Origin of the sequence: Euzebya pacifica (genome assembly GCF_003344865.1) — a bacterium.
Taxonomy (GTDB): domain Bacteria; phylum Actinomycetota; class Nitriliruptoria; order Euzebyales; family Euzebyaceae; genus Euzebya; species Euzebya pacifica.
On record NZ_CP031165.1, the window covers coordinates 1,020,525 to 1,039,447 of the forward strand.

The window sequence follows — 18,923 nt, forward strand, 5'->3', positions numbered from 1 at the left end:
CCTAGCGCCACTCAGCGGCGTTCCACGACCAGCCGTTCCAGGACCACCCGTTCCAGGACCAGCCGTTCCACGACCACCCGTTCCAGGACCAGCCGCTCCACGAGCGGCCCTGCCAGGTCTGGCCGGGCCAGGCGTGGTCGATCCGACCCGACGACGTCCAGCGGGATCCGTTCCATCGACCGTTGCTCCAGGACGTCCCGGCTTCCGCCGCGGCGGCCCATCGGGCGGAGTCGAACGGGCGTCCGTGGATGTCCCGTTCCCCGTCCAGCCAGGCGCCGTCGACCCCGATGTGCATGGATCCACGGGCCAGCTCCAACGACCCGTCTCCGCGGCTGTGCGGGAACTGCTGGGTGGCTCGCCGTGGCCGAAGGCTGCGGGCAGCCTCGACGTCGATCATGTTCGTGCTGCTGAGCAGGCTCGACACGCCCTGCGAGCTGCGCACGAGGAGCTGCTTCACGTCGTCGGGTGACAGCTCGGGACGATCCTGGAGCAACAGGGCGGCAGCGCTGGCCACGACCATGGTGGCCTGGGACGTACCGTTGCCGCGGAACCGTCCGTCCGGCTGCCTCGCCTGCGGGTAGGCGGTGTCCAGGTATCCGCCGGGCGCCTGCAGGGAGACGATGCCGACTCCGGGTGCGAAGACATCGGGGCGTCGCTGGCGGGTGCCGGTCGGTGAGAACTCCGGGACCTCGTCGTCCAGCCGCGCGCTCGTGCCCTGCGTGTCGACGGCGCCGACGGCGATGACGTAGGGGTTGAGGGCAGGGTTGACCACGCCGTCCCGTACGGCGCCGTGGTTGCCAGCTGCAACGACGACCACGATCCCGTGGCGCCAGGCCACCTCGATGGCGTGGGACAGGGGATCGTGGATCGGGTCCTGCGTCCCGTCGGTGCCGTAGGCGAGCGCCAGCACACGGATGTTGTGCTCGTGGCGGTGCTGGACGACCCAGTCGATCGCGGCGATGGTCTGGGACACGTCCACGGCGCCGTTGGTGGCGCCGACCTTCACCGACACGAGGGTGGCGTCCGATGCCAGCCCGGGGACGTCGGGACGGTCCGAGGCGAGGATGCCCGCCAGATGGGTGCCGTGGCCGTAGAGGTCGCGGGCCCAGGCCTCCTCGAACTGTGAGTCCAGCGACAGGTCCGGTCCGCGCACCACGTCCTCGAGGCCGCGGACGTCGGCGACGCCGGTGTCGATGAGGGCGACCCCGATGCCCGCGCCGGTGAGGCCACGTCGGTGGAGGTTATCGGCACCGACCGCCGTACCGACGTGGTGCAGCTCGGCGTTGGTGCCCTCCTGCTCCCACGAAACGGACTCCGCCGTGATGTCCAGCAGGGCGAGCGTGTCGCCGAGGAGTCCCCCGAGGTCCAGCGGCAGCGCGGACCGGCTCGTGTGCCGCGGAGCCTCCGCCGCGACGGGTGTCGTGCCCAGCAGCAGCACGGCCGGCAGGAGCAACGTCGCGAGCTTGTGACTGAGCGTGATTTTGGGCATGCCTACTGATCGGCATCCGCGAGGAGGGGCTGGAGGGCCGTTCGCGCCGCGGACCGGAAATGGCCCGTGGCGACTACGGTCCATGGTCACACCGGGCTGCTGGAGGGGTCGACGGCGTCAGGAACTACGTAGCGTGACCATACGTATCGGTGTGTGGTGGCGCTTCACAGGACGATGCTGAGATGCCGGTCGTCTCGCCAGCGCGCCTGCCAGTCCAGCAGGTCCGCGCCGTCCATCGGCCGGGCGATGTGGAAGCCCTGCCCACGGGAGCAGCCCATGTCGGTCAGCTTGCGCTGCACCGTCGCGTTCTCGATGCCCTCGCCAACGAGCTCGAAGCCCATCTCGCGGCAGAGGTTGATGATCCCCGACAGCAGCGGGGGCGTGTGCAGCTCCTCGACCAGCGGGATCACGAAGGACTTGTCGATCTTCACCTCGTCGACGGGCAGCTCCCGCAGGTAGGCCAGGCTGGAGTACCCGGTGCCGAAGTCGTCGACGGCGAGCCGCACGCCGAGGGCCCGCAACCGGCGGAGAGTCGCGATGGTGATGCTCGGGTCGCTGACGACGCTGGACTCGGTGAGCTCCAGGGTCAGGCGGTTGGCTGGCACGCGGTGGCGGGACAGGGCGCTGCAGACCATGTCGGCCAGCTGGTCGTCGACCAGGGAGCGGGCGCTGATGTTGACCGCGACCTGCAGGTCGATACCCGCGGCGGCCCACAGCCGTTGCCACTGCAGCGAGGCGTGGAGGACATGGCGGGTCAGGTCGGTCACCATGCCGTTCTGCTCGGCAGCGGCGATGAACTCGTCGGGCCGGATGACCCCGAGCTCCGGGTGGCTCCAGCGGGTCAGGGCCTCGACGGCGGCGACCCGCCCGCTCTCGAGGTCGATGATCGGCTGGAACACGACGTCGATCTCGCCTCGGTCCAGCGCCATGCGGAAGCCGCTGCTGACCTTGAGGTCCCGCAGCGCCCGTCCGCCGGACTCGATGCCGTACACATGCGTCCCGCAGCCCCGCTGCTTCGCGCCGTACATCGCAAGCTCCGCGTGCTTGAGCAGCGTCGACGGGTCCGATCCGTGCTCGGGGGCCAGGGCAACCCCGATGCTGGCGCTCGTGGCGACGTCGTAGCCGTCGACGCTGGTGGTCCGACCGATCAGCAGGTGCAGCCGTTCGGCGACGAGGGTGCATCGGCTGACATCGCCCTCGACCACGGCCGCGAACTCGTCACCACCGAGTCGTGCGAACACGCGCACGTCCTCGGCGATGGGGGCGACCCGGCGGGTGAGCTCGGTCAGGACCTGGTCGCCGGCGTGGTGCCCCAGCGCGTCGTTGACCTTCTTGAAGTCGTTGAGGTCCAGCAGCAGCACACCGAAGGCACGGCCGCGCAGGTCCGCCTCGACGATCGCGGTCAACAACGACTGGCGGTTGGGAAGGCCGGTCAGGGCATCGTGGTTGGCGCGGTGCCGCGCCTCCGCTGCTTGGTCCCGCAGCGAGTCCGCGGACCGGATGTTCTGCACCACGACGGTGGCGTGCGTGGCGAGCATGCCGACGGTGCGGCGGTCGTGGGGACGGATGCTGTCGCGCTCCAGCGACACCGCGATCCAGCCGGTGTCGAGCGGCACGAAGAGCGTTTCTTCGTCTGCCGGGGGCACTGTCGCCCCGTCGTTGCCTTCGTGCTCGAGCAGCAGGTCCAGCTCGGCCGCGGTGGCCGCGTCCACCCCGACCCATGCAGCGGACTCGTCGCTGGACGTCGGCAGCCGGACCGCGACATGGCGTGGGGACAGCAGCGTGCGCGTCTCCTGCACGATGGTGTCGATCGTGGCGTCGAGGTCGCCTGCTGCCGCCACCGCCTTGGTGAAGGTCAGCAGGCGGGCGTGCGAGGCGTTGGCCTCCACCAGCTCCAACCACGAACGGTAGGCCACGGTCAGCACCACCGACAGCATGGCCGGGGCGAGGACGAGCACGGGCGACACGGCCCACAGCGCCACCGCGGCGGCGCCCACGAGCGCCGACGTGATCGCGGGGACGAGGCCGGTCCAGACCGCACGCCGTGCCGGCCCGAGGACCAGGTGGCCCGCAGTGCTGGAGACCGCCACGGTCATGAACACCACGCCGACGATGTTGACGACGAGGCCGACGACCGCGGCAGCGACCAGGAGCTCGACGTGAACCCCGAGGGCGAGCCCGGTCACCACGGCGGTGAGGCCGGCGGCGATCAGCGTCTCGGTCCAGGTCTGCGTGACGTTGAGGGCCGTCTTGTAGCCCTCCTGGCGTCGCAGGACCTGGTTGGCCACGACCATGCCGGCGATGCGGGCACCCACGAGGAGGGGGACGGGCAGCAGGAACAGGCCGATCAGCAGCGGAGCCTCGCTGAGCGTCAGGGAGTGGCTCTGCGTCCCGGTGCGAACGGTGATGGAGACCCACCGTTCGCAGACCGCCACCACGGCAGCGAGCGCGGCGGCCTGCCACAGCTGGGTCCACGATGCAGACCGTGGCCCCCACAGCGCCGTCGCGGCCAGCAGGGGCGCGGCCACGGGGGCGCAGCCCAGCCAGATGCGTTGGGCGGCCCGCGGGGTGGTCGCGCGGCCGGCACCTGCCGTCATGCTCATTCCCAGCCCTGGGCGTGCCACGACCAGCCGTGCCAGCTCCACCCGTGCCAGCTCCACCCATGCCACGACCAGCCGTGCCACGACCAGCCGTTCCAGGTGGACCCGTCCCACGGGACGGCGACGAGGTGGCCGTCAGCCCAGTCGGTGCCCGCCCAGCGCGTGCCGTTCCAGACGCCGTCCTGCCAGCTGGTGCCCGCAGCTGCCGCCTGTGCCCATGCGCTGCTGTCGAACGGCTGGCCGAACACGTCGACCTCACCGGCCAGCAGGTCGTCGGCCTCTCCGAGGTGGGTGCTGCCACGGGCCGCCTCCAGGGACCCGGTCCCGGTCGATGCCGGGTGGTCCTGCCCGGTCAGCACCGCGGGGGTGGCCACGGCGCGGGGCAGGTCGATCACGCCCTGGCCGGTCAGCATGTTGTCCAGACGGGTGGCGCTGCGGGCCAGCACCGCCTTGACGTCGTCGGGGGACAGGTCCGGGCGGGCCTGCAGCAACAGCGCGGCGGCTCCGCCGACGATCGCCGCGGCCTGGGAGCTGCCGTTGCCGCGGAAGAGCTGGCCATCACGCCGTGCGGCTGGGTAGGTCTGGTCGAGGTAGCCGCCGGGTGCACCGAGGGACTCGATGCCCACCCCGGGGGCGAACACGTCGGGGCGTCGCTCGGCCGTACCGGGGGCCGAGAACGCCGGCACGCGGTCGTCCAGCGTCGTCGTCGTGGCCCGGGTGTCGACCGCGCCGACGGCGATCACGTTGGGGTTCGTGGCCGGGTTGACCACCGGGTCGCTGGACTCGCCGTGGTTGCCGACGGCCACCACGACGGCGATACCGTGGTCCCAGGCGACCTCGACGGCGTGCGACAGGGGGTCCAGCTGCGGGTCCTGGGTCCCGTCGGTGCCGTAGGCCAGGACCAGGACGCGGATGTCGTGCTCGTCACGGTGCTGCACGACCCAGTCGATGGCGGCGACCGTCTGCGAGACATCGACCGCCCCGTTGCCGGCCCCGACCTTGAGCGACAGCAGCGAGGCGTCGGGGGCGATGCCGCGGGCGTCGGGACGGTCCGATGCGATCAGGCCGGCGAGGTGGGTGCCGTGGCCGTAGTCGTCGACGCCGTAGTGACCCTCGACCGGTGCGTCGAGCGACAGGTCCGGGCCGCGGAGGGTGTCTTCCAGGCCGGCCACGTCGGCGACGCCGGTGTCGATGATGGCGATGCCGACGCCCGCTCCGGTGATGCCGTCGGTGTGGAGGTCGTCTGCGCCGATCGCCTCGGCCACGTGGGCCATGGTTGCCGTCGGGCCGCCGCCGCCCCAGGCCAGCTCCTCCGCGGAGAGGTCGAGGCCGAGGGAGATGTCGAGCCCCTCCAGGTCCACCGCCAGGTCGACCCCGGGCAGCGAGATGCTGATCCCCAGGCCGATCGCTGCAGCTGGTCCGATCGACGTCGCGAGCATGGCGACGGTGACGACGGAGACGACGAGGATGCGCAGACGGCTCATGGGATGCCGATCGGGTCGGGGAGGGGGCGTCCTGAGCGTACGTACGCACATCTCACCCCGACATCACCAGTTAGGGCCATTCCTCGTGATCCGATGTGACTACCCCCAGTGGTCAGGAAAGCACACGCGGTCGCCAGTCAGCGGTGAAGAGTCGGCGCGACAGGACGATGGTGATCGTGGTGGCGCTGGCCGCAACGGCGCCCAGCACCAGGTACATGACGACGACCTGGACCAGCACCGCGTCCAGCGGGTCGACCCCGGCCAGGATCAGGCCGACCATCGCCCCCGGCAGGAAGACCAACCCCACCGTTCGCGTCCGTTCGATCTGGGGCGACAGTGCTTCGCGAAGGACCACGCGGACTAGCGGCAGCACGGCCTGCGACGGCGACATGCCGAGCGCCAGCGACGCCTCCACCTGTCCGCGCTGGTCGGTGAACCGCTCGACCAGCATGCGCGCCGCGACCACCGCGGCTGTCATGGAGTTGCCGACTGCCATGCCGGCCAGCGGCACCACTGTCCGGCCCTCCACCGGGAACACCTGCAGGCCGAACAGCACGGCCAGCGCGACGAGGGCGGTCACACCGAAGGACACCAGCGCCGCCGACAGCACCGCCGGGGCCGTCGGCACCCGCTGGCGGACCGTCCACGCGGCGTAGCCGATCATGGCGACCACCCACAGCCACGACCACCACAGGGGCTGTTCCGGCCGGATCACCAGCAGCAGCGCCGCCCCGACGACCAGCAGCTGCACACAGGCGAGCACGGCGGATTCCACCAGCGGGCGGACCAGCCCCAAGCGGAAGCGCCACGAGGCGGCGGCCGCCACGGCCACCAGGACCAACGAGGCCACGACACCCCAGGGGCCGACGTCTCCTTCCACCGCCGCGGCAGCCTACCCGCGAACGACCCCATACCATCGGCGGCCGCAGCACGACCGCTGCGATCCATGTCACATCGAGCAAGGAGCCAGACCGTGCCCCGCGTGTTCTCGGGAATCCAGCCCACCGGCGATGTCCACCTCGGCAACTGGATCGGGGCCATCAGCCGTTGGGCGGCCGACCAGGAGGACGGGCACGTCTTCTGCATCGTCGACCTGCACGCCATCACGATCCCCAAGGATCCCGAGCACCTGCGGACCAAGACGCGTGACCTTGCGGCGTGGATCCTCGCGGCGGGCCTCGACCCCGAGGTCGCGACCCTGTTCGTGCAGTCCCACGTCCGTGAGCACAGCGAGCTCGCCTGGGTCCTGTCCTGCAGCACCCAGATGGGCGAGCTCAACCGGATGGTGCAGTTCAAGGAGAAGTCGGCCGGCAAGGAGTCGGTCAGCGCCGGGCTGTTCACCTACCCCGTGCTGCAGGCGGCCGACATCCTCCTGTACCAGGCCGACGAGGTACCGGTGGGCGAGGACCAGCGCCAGCACATCGAGCTGACCCGAGACGTCGCCCAGCGCTTCAACGGCCGGTTCGGTGACACGTTCACCCTCCCCAAGGCGACCATGCCCAGGGCCGGTGCCCGGGTGATGGACCTGCAGCAGCCCGCGAACAAGATGTCGAAGTCCGCGGAGTCCGACGCCGGCACGATCATGCTGGACGAGACCGAGAAGAAGACGGCAAAGAAGGTCATGCGGGCCGTCACCGACTCCGGGTCGGAGGTGCGGGCCGGGGAGGACAAGCCCGGCGTCACGAACCTGCTCGACCTGCTGTCGGCGGTGACCGGACGCGAGATCCCCGACCTCGAGGCCGACTTCGAGGGCAAGATGTACGGTGACTTCAAGAAGGCCGTGGCCGAGGGCGTCAACGAGTTCCTCCGCCCCGCCCGTGAACGCCACGCCGAGCTCTCCAAGGACCCTGCGGAGCTGGACCGCCTGCTGGCCATCGGCGCCGATCGCGCCCGCAACATCGCCGAGACCACCATGGACACCGTCCGTGACCGGGTCGGCTTCCTGCCGCCCGCCTGATGGCAACCAACATCGTCAGCCTCGAGGCGGTCACCAAGTCCTACGCCGAGAAGCGGCCGCTGGACGGCATCAACGTGGGCATCGACGACGGTGATCGTTGCGGGGTCATCGGGATCAACGGCTCGGGCAAGTCCACGCTGCTGAAGATCATCGCGAAGGTCGAACCGGCCGACTCCGGGCGCGTCGTGCACCGCGGCGGCCTCCGTGTGCGCTACCTCGACCAGCAGCCCGTCCTGACGCCCGACCTCACCCCCGTCGAGGCGGCCGGCGGCACCCGCGAGGCCGAGGCCTACCTCGACCGTCTTGGCCTCGGTGGCGTCACCCAGCCCGTCGGCACCCTGAGCGGGGGCCAGCGTCGCCGCGTGGCCCTTGCCGAGGTCCTGGCCGACGACCCCGACCTGCTGATCCTCGACGAGCCCACCAACCACCTCGACCCCGACGTGATCGAGTGGCTCGAGGGGTTGCTGACCGCCCGGTCCGGCAGCCTGCTGTTCGTCACCCACGACCGGTACCTGCTGGGTCGGCTCGCCACCCGCATCATCGAGGTCGCCGAGGGCGAGGTGTTCACGCATCACGGGTCCTACGCCGACTACCTCGAGGCGCGGGCAGCCCGACAGGAGCAGGAGCAGGCGGAGGCCCGCAAGCGCTCCAACCTGGCCCGTGTCGAGCTGGAGTGGCTGCGTCGCGGTCCCAAGGCGCGGACCTCCAAGGCCAAGCACCGCGTCGACAAGGCCACCGACCTCGTCGCCGCGGCCGCGATCAAGGTCGAGGAACGCGAGATGTCCATCGACCTGCCGTCCCGTCGGCTCGGCTCGAAGGTCACCAACGCCCACAACGCCGGCAAGTCCTTCGAGGACCGCACCGTCCTGCGCGACGTCGAGCTGAAGGTTCCGCCGAACGCCCGCTGGGGGTTCGTTGGCCCCAACGGCTCGGGCAAGTCCACGCTGCTGGCCATGCTGGCGGGCCGGATGGAACCCGACGAGGGGTCGGTGCGCATCGGGGAGACCGTCCACATCGGCTGGTACGGGCAGGACCCCACGCCGATGCCGCCCCGTACCCGCGTGATCGATGCGGTCAAGGAGGTCGCCGAGGAGGCATCCACCGTCGACGGCCTGGTCGTGAGCGCCGGTGACCTGCTGGAGCGGTTCCTGTTCTCCAAGCCGGCCCAGCGGGCCTACGTCGAGGAGCTGTCGGGTGGGGAACGGCGCCGGCTCGAGCTGCTGCGCGTGCTGGCCGACGCCCCCAACCTGCTGATCCTCGACGAGCCGACCAACGACCTGGACCTCGACACCCTCACCGTGCTGGAGGGATACCTCGACAGCTGGCCCGGCGCCATGTTGGTCGCCAGCCACGATCGGTACTTCCTGGACCGGGTGTGCGACGACCTGTACGCGATCCGCCCCGACGGGACGCTGCGCCACCAACCGGGCGGCTGGACGGCCTACCGCGAGGCACAGAAGGCCGAGGCGGCTGCGCTGAAGGCCCAGCGGGCAGCCCACGAGGCCGCACAGCGCGAGGCGCGGTCGGGTGACTCCAGCGGGTCTGCTGGAGGGAACAAGCCCGGCAAGCTGACCTACAACGACAAGCGCGAGTTCGGCCAGCTCGGCGTGGAGATCCCCCGCCTGGAGAAGCGCCGCGACGAGCTGCACCTGCTGCTCGCCGACGCCGCCGACGACTACGAGAAGGCCCAGGTCCTCTCCGAGGAGCTGACCGCCGTCATGACCCGCCTCGACGAGGCCGAGATGCGGTGGCTGGAGCTTGCGGAGCGAAGCGAGGCAAGCTCGTGACAGGCCGGGGGGCAGACTCGGCCCGACGGAGGAGTGGCGAGTCTGGGCTAGCTTGCGAAGCGAGGCAAGCTCGTGAACAAAGGTGTGGACGTGAGTGAACCGTTGAGCTGGCCCCTGGTGTGGGTCGACCTGGAGATGACCGGCCTCGACCCCGAACGCGAGGTCATCGTCGAGATCGCCGTCATCGTCACCGACGGGCAGCTCGAGCAGGTCCACGAGGGCCCCGACCTCGTCCTGCACACCGACGACGACACCCTCGCGCGCATGCATCCCCGGGTGAAGGAGATGCACAAGCGCTCGGGGTTGACCGCGGAGATCCGGGCCAGCGAGCTGACCGTCCCCGAGGCCGAGCAGGAGGTCCTGCGCTTCATCAAGCACTACGTGCCCGCCTCGAGCAGCGCCCCGCTGGCCGGCAACTCCGTGCATGCCGACCGAGCCTTCCTGAAGAAGTACATGCCCTCCCTCGAGGGGCACCTGCACTACCGCAACGTCGACGTGTCCACGCTGAAGGAGCTGGCCCGCCGCTGGCACCCCGAGATCGTGGAAGCGGCCCCCGCCAAGGACGGGGGCCACCGAGCCCTCGCCGACATCAGGGAGTCCATCAAGGAGCTCGCCCACTATCGACGCGAGATGTTCGTCCAGGAGGGTTAGCCCTCCTGCAGGGGCGCCTGGATCTCCAGCTCGATCTTGAGCTCCTTGGACACCAGGACGCCGCCGGCCTCGAGCGGGGCGTTCCAGGTCATGTCGAAGTCCTCGCGGTCGAGGGTGGTCTTCGCCGAGAACGCGGCGACGGTCTGGCCCCACGGGTTCTTGAACGTGCCCATGTAGTCGGTGTCCAGGGTGACCTCGCGGGTGACGCCCCGGATGGTCAGGTCGCCGGTGACGACCCAGCCCTTGTCGACGCTGGTGCTGCGGAACGTCAGCTCGGGGAAGTTCTCCACGTCGAGGAAGTCGGGGCTGCGGAGGTGCTCGTCGCGCTTGCCGTCCTTGGTCTCGATGGAGTCGGCCTTGATGGTCACCTGCACCGCGGAGTCCTCGGGGGTCTCGCCGACGGTGATGGTGCCCTCGAACTCGTTGAAGTGGCCGCGGACCTTGGTGACGACGAGGTGGCGGGCGACCGCTTCGACGGAGCTGTGGGACCCGTCGATGGTGTAGACGCCAGCAGCGGGGAAGGGCTGGCCCGCGACGGTGCGGTCGAGGGCGTCGGTGGTGGTGGTGGTGGACATGTTGCGCTCCTGTGTGGTCGAGGGCCCGGTGGCCCGTCGGCGAGTGATAGTTGGAAACGTAACAGTTGAACGTTGAACTAGCAACCCCGATGTCGGTGATATCGGTGGAATCCTGTTTCGGGGGCCCCCGCTGATACGCTCCCGCCTAGCTGTACACACCCCTCCCGGCCAAGGGTTCCGATGGTCGGTGACGATCTCCGCACTTGGGAGCAGGACCGATGAGCACGATGACTCCGCGCAGCGACGACGGCGCGATCAAGCCCCTCGAGAAGGCGCCGGTTCCGCACCGCCAACGCCCGAAGATGTGGGTCCGTGACTTCTACGGCACGGCCATGGGCAAGAAGTACGTCATGGCGCTGACGGGCATCATCGGCCTCGGGTTCATCGTCATGCACGCCGTCGGCAACCTGCACGTGTTCGAGGGCGCGGAGAAGTTCACCGAGTACGGCGAGGGCTTGCGCGACCTCGGTGAGCCCTTGGTCCCGCGGACGTTCCTGCTGTGGCTCGGCCGCCTGGGCCTGCTGGGCGCGCTGGTCGGCCACGTGCACGCCGCGTACTCGCTGACGCTGATGAACCGCAAGAAGCGTCCCGTTGCCTACCAGGCACCGCGGGAGTACATCGCCGCCGACTACGCCTCCCGCACGATGATCTACACCGGCACGATCGTGCTGGCCTTCATCCTCTTCCACCTCGCCGACCTGACGTGGGGCCTGGCGAACCCGGACTACGTCCGCGGCGCGATCACCAACAACCTCGTTGCCAGCCTGTCCCGCATCCCCGTGGCGATCTTCTACCTGGTCGCGGTCCTGGCCCTCGGCATGCACATCTTCCACGGCACCTGGTCGCTGTTCCAGACCATGGGATGGTCCAGCAAGCGCTTCAACCCCTGGCGTCGCTACCTGGCCATCGGGCTGGCCGTGGTGGTCACGAGCATCAACCTGACCTACCCGCTCGGGACGATGTTCGGCGTGATCGACTGCGGCGAGGAGTGCGAAGCCATCGCCGAGGAGTTCTCCGCCGAGTAGTCCGGCGCACGAACGGCTGACGAGAAGAAACCGAGAGGAACGACATGACCGTGCTCGACTCCAGGGTCCCCGACGGCCCGCTTGCGGACAAGTGGACCAACCACAAGTTCGACATGAAGCTCGTCAACCCCGCCAACAAGCGGAAGTACGAGATCATCGTGGTCGGCACCGGCCTCGCCGGTGGCGCCGCCGCGGCCACCTTCGGTGAGCTCGGCTACAACGTGAAGTGCTTCACGTTCCACGACTCGCCCCGCCGCGCCCACTCCATCGCCGCGCAGGGTGGCATCAACGCCGCGAAGAACTACCACGGCGACGGCGACTCGGTCTATCGCCTGTTCTACGACACCATCAAGGGCGGCGACTACCGCGGTCGCGAGGAGAACACCTACCGCCTCGCGGAGGTCTCCAACAACATCATCGACCAGGCGGTCGCCCAGGGCGTGCCGTTCGCCCGTGAGTACGGCGGCCTGCTGGACAACCGCTCCTTCGGTGGCGCCCAGGTCAGCCGGACGTTCTACGCCCGCGGCCAGACCGGCCAGCAGCTGCTCCTCGGGGCCTACCAGGCGCTGGCACGCCAGATCAGCCTCGGCACCGTCGACATGCACATCCGCTCGGAGATGCTCGACGTCGTCGTCAAGGACGGCCAGGCCTGTGGCATCGTCACCCGTGACCTCCTGACCGGCGAGATCGCCTCCCACTCCGCGCACGCCGTGGTGCTGGCGACCGGTGGCTACTCCAACGTCTACTACCTGTCGACCAACGCGATGGCGTCCAATGTCACCGCCGCGTGGCGGGCACACCGCAAGGGCGCGTTCTTCGCCAACCCCTGCTACACCCAGATCCACCCGACCTGCATCCCCTCCAGCGACGAGCACCAGTCCAAGCTCACGCTGATGAGCGAGTCGCTGCGCAACGACGGCCGCATCTGGGTGCCCAAGAACATCGACGACACGGGCAAGCCGGCGGCGGACATCGCCGAGTCGGACCGGGACTACTACCTGGAGCGCAAGTACCCCTCCTTCGGCAACCTGGTCCCGCGCGACGTCGCGTCCCGCAACGCCAAGGCGGTCGTCGACGCCGAGCTCGGCATCGGCCCGCTCAAGAACGGCGTGTACCTGGACTTCTCCGACGCGATCAACCGCCTCGGCGAGGACACCATCGCGGCCCGCTACGGGAACCTGTTCGAGATGTACGAGCGGATCACGGGCGAGAACCCCTACCAGCGTCCGATGCGCATCTTCCCGGCCCCCCACTACACCATGGGTGGGCTGTGGGTGGACTACGAGCTGCAGACCACCGTGCCCGGCCTGTTCGCCGCGGGTGAGGCCAACTTCTCCGACCACGGCGCCAACCGCCTCGGGGCCTCGGCCCTGATGCAGGGCCTGTCCGACGGTTACTTCGTGCTGCCGTACACGATCGGCAACTACCTGGCCCCGAAGCTTGGGGAGAAGGTCGTGCCGACCGACGACCCGGTCTTCAAGCAGGCCGAGGCCGAGGTCACCGACGGGATCAACAAGTACCTGTCGGTCAAGGGCACGCGGACCGTCGACTACTTCCACCGCGAGCTCGGCAAGATCATGTGGGACGAGTGCGGCATGGCCCGCAACGCCAACGGCCTGCAGAAGGCGCTGAGCGAGATCAAGGCCCTCCGCGAGGAGTTCGAGACCGACGTGCGGGTGCTCGGCAGCGCCGACACCATGAACATGTCGATCGAGAAGGTCAACCGCGTCGCGGACTTCTTCGAGCTCGGTGAGCTGATGTGCCAGGACGCGCTGATGCGCGAGGAGTCCTGCGGCGGCCACTTCCGCGAGGAGCACCAGACCGAGGAAGGCGAGGCCAAGCGCGACGACGAGAACTTCCAGTTCGTCGGCGCGTGGGAGTTCACCGGCGACACCGGGAACGCCAACCTCCACAAGGAAGAGCTCGTCTTCGAGAACGTCACCCCGACCACCCGCTCGTACAAGTAGGCGATCACCTGATGAAGCTCACCCTGAAGGTCTGGCGGCAGCCGTCCCCCGACGCGGCCGGATCGTTCGAGACCTACCAGCTCAACGAGGTCAGCGAGGACAGCTCCTTCCTGGAGATGCTCGACCAGCTCAACGAACAGCTGGTCAACGACGGCAAGGAGCCCGTCCACTTCGACCACGACTGCCGCGAGGGCATCTGTGGGTCGTGTGGCCTGATGATCGACGGGCAGGCCCACGGGCCCCAGCGGTCGACAGCCACCTGCCAGCTGCACATGCGCCAGTACACCGACGGTGACACCATCACCGTCGAGCCGTGGCGCGCGTCGGGCTTCCCCGTCATCAAGGACCTCGCGGTCAACCGCTCGGCCTTCGACCGGATCATCGAGGCGGGCGGGTACATCACCGTGCCGACCGGCTCGGCGTCGGACGCCAACCTGACCCCGGTCCCAAAGGACATCGCCGACGACGCCTTCGACGCGGCGGCCTGCATCGGCTGCGGCGCCTGTGTCGCCGCGTGCCCCAACGGTGCGGCCCAGCTGTTCACGTCAGCCAAGATGAGCCAGCTGAACATGCTGCCCCAGGGCCAGGCCGAGAAGACCGACCGCACCCTCAACATGGTCGAGACCATGGAGGCGTTCTTCGGTTCCTGCACCAACATCGGCGAGTGCTCGGTGTCGTGCCCCAAGGACATCTCGCTGGACTACATCGCCCAGATGAACAAGGACTACCTGAAGGCCAAGTTCAGCGGCTGAAATGGTGGCGGGGTTGTTGGTTGGTCCTCGCTCCGCCGTTGTTGGTTGGTCCTCGCTTCGCTCGTCGGGTCCTCGGGCTCTGACCCGACGAATCGCTCCCTCGATTCTCGGCCCTCGCTTCGCATCGGGCGCTCCGAGCCTCGCTCGCGTTTCGTCGGCGCCCTGCGGCGGTGCGTAGGCACCTCGGCAGGCGCCGCACACGACCGGTGTGCGCGTTCGGCGTCGCCTCAGGCTGCCCATGTCGCACACCCTCAGCCGGTGTGTGACATACACGCCGGAGGAAGGTCGCCATGTCGCACGAACCCTCACCCCGGGTGCGGTCGACCACCCTCGGAGCAGCTCAACGCACACGCCACCTGGACCACCGCAGCCGGACCGGGCACTGACCGCCGCAGGGCGCCGGCGATCCGTGAGCAAGACTCACAGCCACGAGCTTGCGAGAGGCGAGAATCGGCGGAGCGGATCGTCGGGTCAGAGCCCGAGGACCGTCCGAGCGCAGCGAGGCAGTGTGAAAGGACCCGACGAGCGAAGCGAGGACCAACAAACAACGGCGCAGCGAGGACCAACCAACACCACAACCACCAGTTAGCCCAGCGTTGCCCTTGCGCGGGCCATGGCGTGGCGGACGACGGAGGCCATCGCGACCTTGACCTGGGCCTTGTCGCGGGCGTCGGTCAGCATGACGGGCGTGTCCTCGCCGACCTGGAGGGCGTCGCGGACGGCCTCGGGGGAGTGCAGGACCTGGCCGTCGAAGCAGTTGATCGCGACGACGAACGGCACGCCGCGCTGCTCGAAGTAGTTGATCGCCGGGAAGCACTCCTCCAGGCGGCGGGTGTCGACCAGCACGATGGCGCCGACGGCACCCTGGGTCAGGTCGTCCCACATGAAGCTGAACCGGTCCTGCCCGGGGGTACCGAACAGGTACAGGTACAGGTCGTTGCCCAGCGAGATGCGGCCGAAGTCCATGGCCACGGTCGTGTGGGTCTTGCGCTCACCGACGATGGAGGTGTCGTCGACGCCGAGGCTGGCCTCGGTCATCGGGACCTCCGTGGTGAACGGGGTGATCTCGGTGACGGCGGTGACCATGGTCGTCTTGCCGACGCCGAAGCCTCCGGCGATCACGATCTTGACCGACGTCGGGCCGCGACGCACGGGGCGTGGTGGCGAGGTGTGCATCGAGTTGGCCTCGTTGTGGGAAGAGCTCTGGTTGTGGGAGGGGCTCTGGGAGGAGTACGTGGCGGTCATGGTTACAGGGCCTCGATTCCGTCGAGCAGTTCACCGAGGAGGGTGATGTCACGGTGGGCGGGGACGGCGGCCGGGGCCTCCACGGCGCCGGAGTGGGTGATCAGGCCGTATGCGAGCAGGTCGCCGAGCAGCACCCGGATGACCCCGAGGGGAACGTCGAGGCCGGCGCTGAGGTCAACCAGGGACTGCGGCGTCCGGCACTGCTCCAGCAGCTCGAGCTGCTCGGGGCCGATGTCGTCGCCGGGCTGGACACCGCTGGCGACGACCATGGACTCCATGGACAGGTTGGCCTCGGCATGCGTCCTGCCGCCGACGAGGGCGTAGGGACGAAGTCGGCGTGCTCCGGTCACGTCTTGATCACCCTCACCTTGGAAGCTGCGCGCGAAGGTCCTCGATCAGCTGGGGGCTGAGCGCGGTGCCCACCTGATCGCCCAGCGTGCGCATCTCGTGACCGATGAGTCCGATGTCGCTGCCGGCGGTGGCGAGCACGGCCAGGACCGCACCGTCACGCAGCGACGTGAGGACGATGTAGCCGTTGTCGTAGGCCACCATGACCTGCTTGAGGGTGCCGGCGTCGAACACGCGGGACGCGCCACGGGTGATCGATGCCAGCGAGGATGCAACGGCGGCCACGCGGTCGGCGGTGGCACGGTCGAGGCCTTCGGAGGCGGCGATGAGCAGGCCATCGATGCTGACGACGACCGACTCGATCACGCCGGGCGTGCGGCTGCTGAATCCGCTGAGGAGCCAGTTGAGGTCGGTTCCGGCGTTCACTTGGCGCTGTCCCGCTGAGGGAACGGTGTTGACCACGACGAGGTACCTCCGAAGGGGGTGGTGGGGGGAGTGGGGTCGGCGGCTGCCGGGGTGTCGTCGACGGGCGCTGCTGGTGCCGCAGGCGCTGGTGGTGCCGAAGGCGCTGGTGGGAACCCGGCCGGACCCGGTGCCTGGGGCTGGAACCCGGGCTGGGACGTGGCGACGGGCAGTCGGTCGGTCGTGACCTCGGGGGTCGGCGCCGGGGGAGGACCCGAGGCGAAGTCGGAGTCGAAGCCGCTGATCAGGTCGGCCACGGCGGCGGGGTCGAAGTCGACGGTCCTGCCGTTGCTGGCCCGGGCCAGGCTGATGCCGCTGGCCGGTTCGTCGCCCGACGGCTGCCGCTGGGGCAGGAGGGGGGCACGCGTGGGCAGCGTGCTGGCGACGGGCTGCACGTCGGGGGGCAGGGGCGGTGGCGTGGACGGGCTGGCGTCGAGCAGCCGCTGCATCACCGAGAGGGCGTCTGGTGCGGCGTCCTCGGCGAAGCGCGCTGGTCCCGCAGCCGGTGCCGGCTCGGGGGCCCGTTCCACCGGCGGCGTGGCCGACAGCAGTGCGGCGGGCTGCACAGGACCGGTGGGGGTGGCTGGCTCGGCTTGCTGGGCCACGACCGAGGCCAGGCCGGCCGGACCGGTGCGGGCCTGCGGCGGGGTGACGAAGAGGCTGTCCGGAAGCCACACGAGCACGTGCAGGCCGGCCGGTTCGCCGGGACGGATGTCGATGGCGACGCCCAGGCGCTGGGCCAGCAGGCCAACGACGTAGAGGCCCAGCCGGCGGGACTCCGCAGCTTCCAGCAGCGGTGGGGCCATCAGGCGTGCCTTGGCCTCCTCCAGGTCCTGGGCGTCCATCCCGAGGCCGCGGTCGGTGACGGTGACGGTGACGCCGCTCGCCTCACGAGCCGTGGTGACCGTCACGCGAGTGTTGGGCGGGGAGAAGTTCGTGGCGTTCTCGACCAGCTCGGCGAGCAGGTGCGACAGCGGGGTCGCGGCGTAGCCCTTGACGTCGACCGGAATGCCGACGCGAACATCGACGCGCGCGTACTGCTCGGTCTCGGCTGCTGCGGTACGGATCACGTCCACGAGCGGCTGGTGGGACGCGTCCCCGGACCCGGGCAGCTGGCCGGTCGACAGCAGCAGCAGGTTCTCGGCGTTGCGACGCATGCGGGTGGCGAGGTGGTCCAGGCGGAACAGCTGCGAGAGCTGCTCGGCGTCCTCCTCACGGTCCTCCATGCTCTCCAGCAGCGACAGCTGCCGCTCCACCAGCGACTGCTCGCGTCGAGCCACGTCGGAGATGGTCTGGGCCACGCCGTGGCGGGTCCGTGCCTGCTCCAGGGCCACCGTGGTGGCCTGGTCGGTGGCGGCACCCAGGGCCCGGGCGAGGTCGCCCAGCTCGTCGCGTCGGTTCAGGAGCTCGGTGCTGACGGCATCGTCGAGGACGCTGGTGTCCACCTCCTCGCCACGCCCGACCGCCTCCACCGTGCTCGGCAGGGCGGTGGCGATGCGGCTGGCCAGGGTCGTCAGTCGGTTCAGCGGGCGAACCACGCTGCGGCTGAGGGCGTACACGAGGTAGGCGCCGAAGAGGAGGGCGAGCACGACGAGCCCGCCGATGACGAAGGTGGTGCGTGTCGCCTCGGTCTGGAGGTCGTCGGCCGCGGACAGGCTGGTCGCCGCCATCTGCTGCTCGACGGTGCGCAGGGTGCGTGCGGTGTCCCGGTTGTCCGCGGCGATCTCGTCGATGGCGCCGAGGTTCCCGGCCTGGAGTCCGCCGGCAACGCGCGAGACCTCGCTGGACGGATCGATGTCGGCGGTCTGCTCGAGCAGCGCGACCTCGTCGTCGGTGGCGAGCCGGCGGAGGGAGTCCAGCCACAGTGCCTGCTGGTTGGCCTGCGCGGACACCCGCCGACCGGCGGTGCCCGAGTCGATGCTGCCGGCCACGGCCAGCAGGATGGTGTCACCACGGTCGAGGGCGGTGGCCTTCAGACGGGCGTACGCAGCGCTGGCGAGCAGCCGGGTGTGGATGACCGGGTTGGTCACCTCGGGGATCAGGATGTCGTCGATGCCGAGCAGCGCGCCGACGGGCACGTCGTAGGCCTGCTGGACCTGGGCGTCGAGCATGCTCCCGGCGTCGATGTCACCACGACGGACAACGAGGTCGTCGGCGGCGTCGAGTGCCCGCTGGAGAGCGTCGGCGACCGGGCCGGACAGCCCGTCCGTCAGCTCGGGGGAGGCCAGCTCGTGCAGCCGGGCCAGGCTGGTGTCGGTCGTGGACCGTGCGGCCTGCAGGTCCTCGCCGGACATGTCCATGCCACCGTCGTCGCCGATGTGGAAGGCTTCCAGGGTCCTCGTGCGCTCGATCTGCAGGTCGTGGACGAGCGAGTACTGCGCGTCCGCGAGGTCCACCAGCGAGGCGAACTGCTGGGTCTGGGCCAGCACCTCGGTGCTGGCCCGCAGCTGGATGCCGGAGAGGGCCAGCAGGGCCACGGCCGGCACGAGCATCAGGGTCATCAACCGAAGGCGGATGCTGCTGCGCATGTGTGTGGTTCTTCCGTTCAGTGGCGACGTCGGACGTGGGGAGGTGTCCCTTT

15 protein-coding genes are annotated in these 18,923 nt (G+C 69.7%); 6 read left to right on the plus strand and 9 right to left on the minus strand.

The window, feature by feature from the left end; all coding sequences use genetic code 11:
• Position 1: 1 nt before the first annotated feature.
• The 4 genes from DVS28_RS04175 to DVS28_RS04190 form a co-directional block, all read right to left on the minus strand.
• A complete protein-coding gene (locus tag DVS28_RS04175) occupies positions 2-1,489 on the minus strand; it encodes a S8 family serine peptidase (RefSeq protein ID WP_164709913.1) in 1,488 nt (495 codons plus the stop codon).
• A 164-nt stretch (positions 1,490-1,653) separates the two neighbouring features.
• On the minus strand, positions 1,654-4,203 hold the full coding sequence (locus DVS28_RS04180) for a putative bifunctional diguanylate cyclase/phosphodiesterase (protein WP_114590343.1): 2,550 nt from the start codon (positions 4,201-4,203) through the stop codon (positions 1,654-1,656).
• Positions 4,089-5,573, minus strand: a complete 1,485-nt coding sequence (locus DVS28_RS04185) for a S8 family serine peptidase (protein WP_114590344.1) — start codon at positions 5,571-5,573, stop codon at positions 4,089-4,091. Before DVS28_RS04185 ends, DVS28_RS04180 begins: the two co-directional genes overlap by 115 nt.
• 112 nt (positions 5,574-5,685) lie before the next feature.
• Positions 5,686-6,453, minus strand: a complete 768-nt coding sequence (locus DVS28_RS04190; protein WP_114590345.1) for an ABC transporter permease — start codon at positions 6,451-6,453, stop codon at positions 5,686-5,688.
• A gap of 66 nt (positions 6,454-6,519) precedes the next feature.
• On the opposite strand from DVS28_RS04190, the gene trpS reads away from it, so the two are divergent.
• The 3 genes from trpS (at position 6,520) to orn (ending at position 9,968) form a co-directional block, all read left to right on the plus strand.
• A complete protein-coding gene (gene trpS / locus DVS28_RS04195) occupies positions 6,520-7,530 on the plus strand; it encodes a tryptophan--tRNA ligase (protein ID WP_114590346.1) in 1,011 nt (336 codons plus the stop codon).
• Positions 7,530-9,317 carry an ABC-F family ATP-binding cassette domain-containing protein gene (locus tag DVS28_RS04200; RefSeq protein WP_114590347.1) on the plus strand — a complete coding sequence of 596 codons (1,788 nt, stop codon included), beginning with the start codon at positions 7,530-7,532 and terminating at the stop codon, positions 9,315-9,317. Before trpS ends, DVS28_RS04200 begins: the two co-directional genes overlap by 1 nt.
• A 90-nt stretch (positions 9,318-9,407) precedes the next feature.
• Positions 9,408-9,968 (plus strand): oligoribonuclease, encoded by a 561-nt coding sequence (orn, locus tag DVS28_RS04205; protein ID WP_216826382.1) that lies wholly within the window; start codon positions 9,408-9,410, stop codon positions 9,966-9,968.
• On the opposite strand, the gene DVS28_RS04210 is transcribed toward orn, so the two are convergent.
• Positions 9,965-10,543, minus strand: a complete 579-nt coding sequence (locus DVS28_RS04210; RefSeq protein ID WP_114590349.1) for a YceI family protein — start codon at positions 10,541-10,543, stop codon at positions 9,965-9,967. The genes orn and DVS28_RS04210 overlap by 4 nt on opposite strands.
• Positions 10,544-10,761: 218 nt before the next feature.
• On the opposite strand from DVS28_RS04210, the gene DVS28_RS04215 reads away from it, so the two are divergent.
• From DVS28_RS04215 to DVS28_RS04225, 3 genes are read left to right on the plus strand one after another with little or no spacing between them, the layout of a single operon-like run.
• Positions 10,762-11,568 (plus strand): succinate dehydrogenase cytochrome b subunit, encoded by an 807-nt coding sequence (locus tag DVS28_RS04215; RefSeq protein ID WP_114590350.1) that lies wholly within the window; start codon positions 10,762-10,764, stop codon positions 11,566-11,568.
• A gap of 44 nt (positions 11,569-11,612) precedes the next feature.
• On the plus strand, positions 11,613-13,535 hold the full coding sequence (locus tag DVS28_RS04220; RefSeq protein WP_114590351.1) for a fumarate reductase/succinate dehydrogenase flavoprotein subunit: 1,923 nt from the start codon (positions 11,613-11,615) through the stop codon (positions 13,533-13,535).
• Between the two features lie 11 nt (positions 13,536-13,546).
• Positions 13,547-14,287: a succinate dehydrogenase/fumarate reductase iron-sulfur subunit gene (locus tag DVS28_RS04225; protein ID WP_114590352.1), complete on the plus strand. Its 741-nt coding sequence runs from the start codon at positions 13,547-13,549 to the stop codon at positions 14,285-14,287.
• Positions 14,288-14,872: 585 nt separating this feature from the next.
• On the opposite strand, the gene DVS28_RS04230 is transcribed toward DVS28_RS04225, so the two are convergent.
• From DVS28_RS04230 to DVS28_RS04245, 4 genes are all read right to left on the minus strand, one after another.
• Positions 14,873-15,463, minus strand: coding sequence for an ATP/GTP-binding protein (locus DVS28_RS04230; protein ID WP_114593977.1), 591 nt, complete (start codon positions 15,461-15,463; stop codon positions 14,873-14,875).
• A 71-nt stretch (positions 15,464-15,534) separates the two neighbouring features.
• Positions 15,535-15,882 carry a DUF742 domain-containing protein gene (locus tag DVS28_RS04235; RefSeq protein WP_114590353.1) on the minus strand — a complete coding sequence of 116 codons (348 nt, stop codon included), beginning with the start codon at positions 15,880-15,882 and terminating at the stop codon, positions 15,535-15,537.
• Between the two features lie 13 nt (positions 15,883-15,895).
• Positions 15,896-16,306, minus strand: a complete 411-nt coding sequence (locus DVS28_RS04240) for a roadblock/LC7 domain-containing protein (RefSeq protein WP_114590354.1) — start codon at positions 16,304-16,306, stop codon at positions 15,896-15,898.
• The gene (locus tag DVS28_RS04245; RefSeq protein WP_114590355.1) at positions 16,303-18,870 is read right to left on the minus strand and encodes a sensor histidine kinase; all 2,568 of its coding nucleotides are present in this window, start codon (positions 18,868-18,870) and stop codon (positions 16,303-16,305) included. Before DVS28_RS04245 ends, DVS28_RS04240 begins: the two co-directional genes overlap by 4 nt.
• Positions 18,871-18,923: the final 53 nt, after the last annotated feature.

What these genes read in the sequence shown, in the direction of transcription:
- DVS28_RS04175 (WP_164709913.1), bottom strand. Translation starts at nt 1,489, where the DNA reads ATGCCCAAAATCACGCTCAGTCACAAGCTCGCGACGTTGCTCCTGCCG.
- DVS28_RS04185 (WP_114590344.1), bottom strand. Translation starts at nt 5,573, where the DNA reads ATGAGCCGTCTGCGCATCCTCGTCGTCTCCGTCGTCACCGTCGCCATG.
- trpS (WP_114590346.1), top strand. Translation starts at nt 6,520, where the DNA reads ATGTCACATCGAGCAAGGAGCCAGACCGTGCCCCGCGTGTTCTCGGGA.
- DVS28_RS04200 (WP_114590347.1), top strand. Translation starts at nt 7,530, where the DNA reads ATGGCAACCAACATCGTCAGCCTCGAGGCGGTCACCAAGTCCTACGCC.
- DVS28_RS04210 (WP_114590349.1), bottom strand. Translation starts at nt 10,543, where the DNA reads ATGTCCACCACCACCACCACCGACGCCCTCGACCGCACCGTCGCGGGC.
- DVS28_RS04215 (WP_114590350.1), top strand. Translation starts at nt 10,762, where the DNA reads ATGAGCACGATGACTCCGCGCAGCGACGACGGCGCGATCAAGCCCCTC.
- DVS28_RS04220 (WP_114590351.1), top strand. Translation starts at nt 11,613, where the DNA reads ATGACCGTGCTCGACTCCAGGGTCCCCGACGGCCCGCTTGCGGACAAG.
- DVS28_RS04225 (WP_114590352.1), top strand. Translation starts at nt 13,547, where the DNA reads ATGAAGCTCACCCTGAAGGTCTGGCGGCAGCCGTCCCCCGACGCGGCC.
- DVS28_RS04230 (WP_114593977.1), bottom strand. Translation starts at nt 15,463, where the DNA reads ATGCACACCTCGCCACCACGCCCCGTGCGTCGCGGCCCGACGTCGGTC.
- DVS28_RS04245 (WP_114590355.1), bottom strand. Translation starts at nt 18,870, where the DNA reads ATGCGCAGCAGCATCCGCCTTCGGTTGATGACCCTGATGCTCGTGCCG.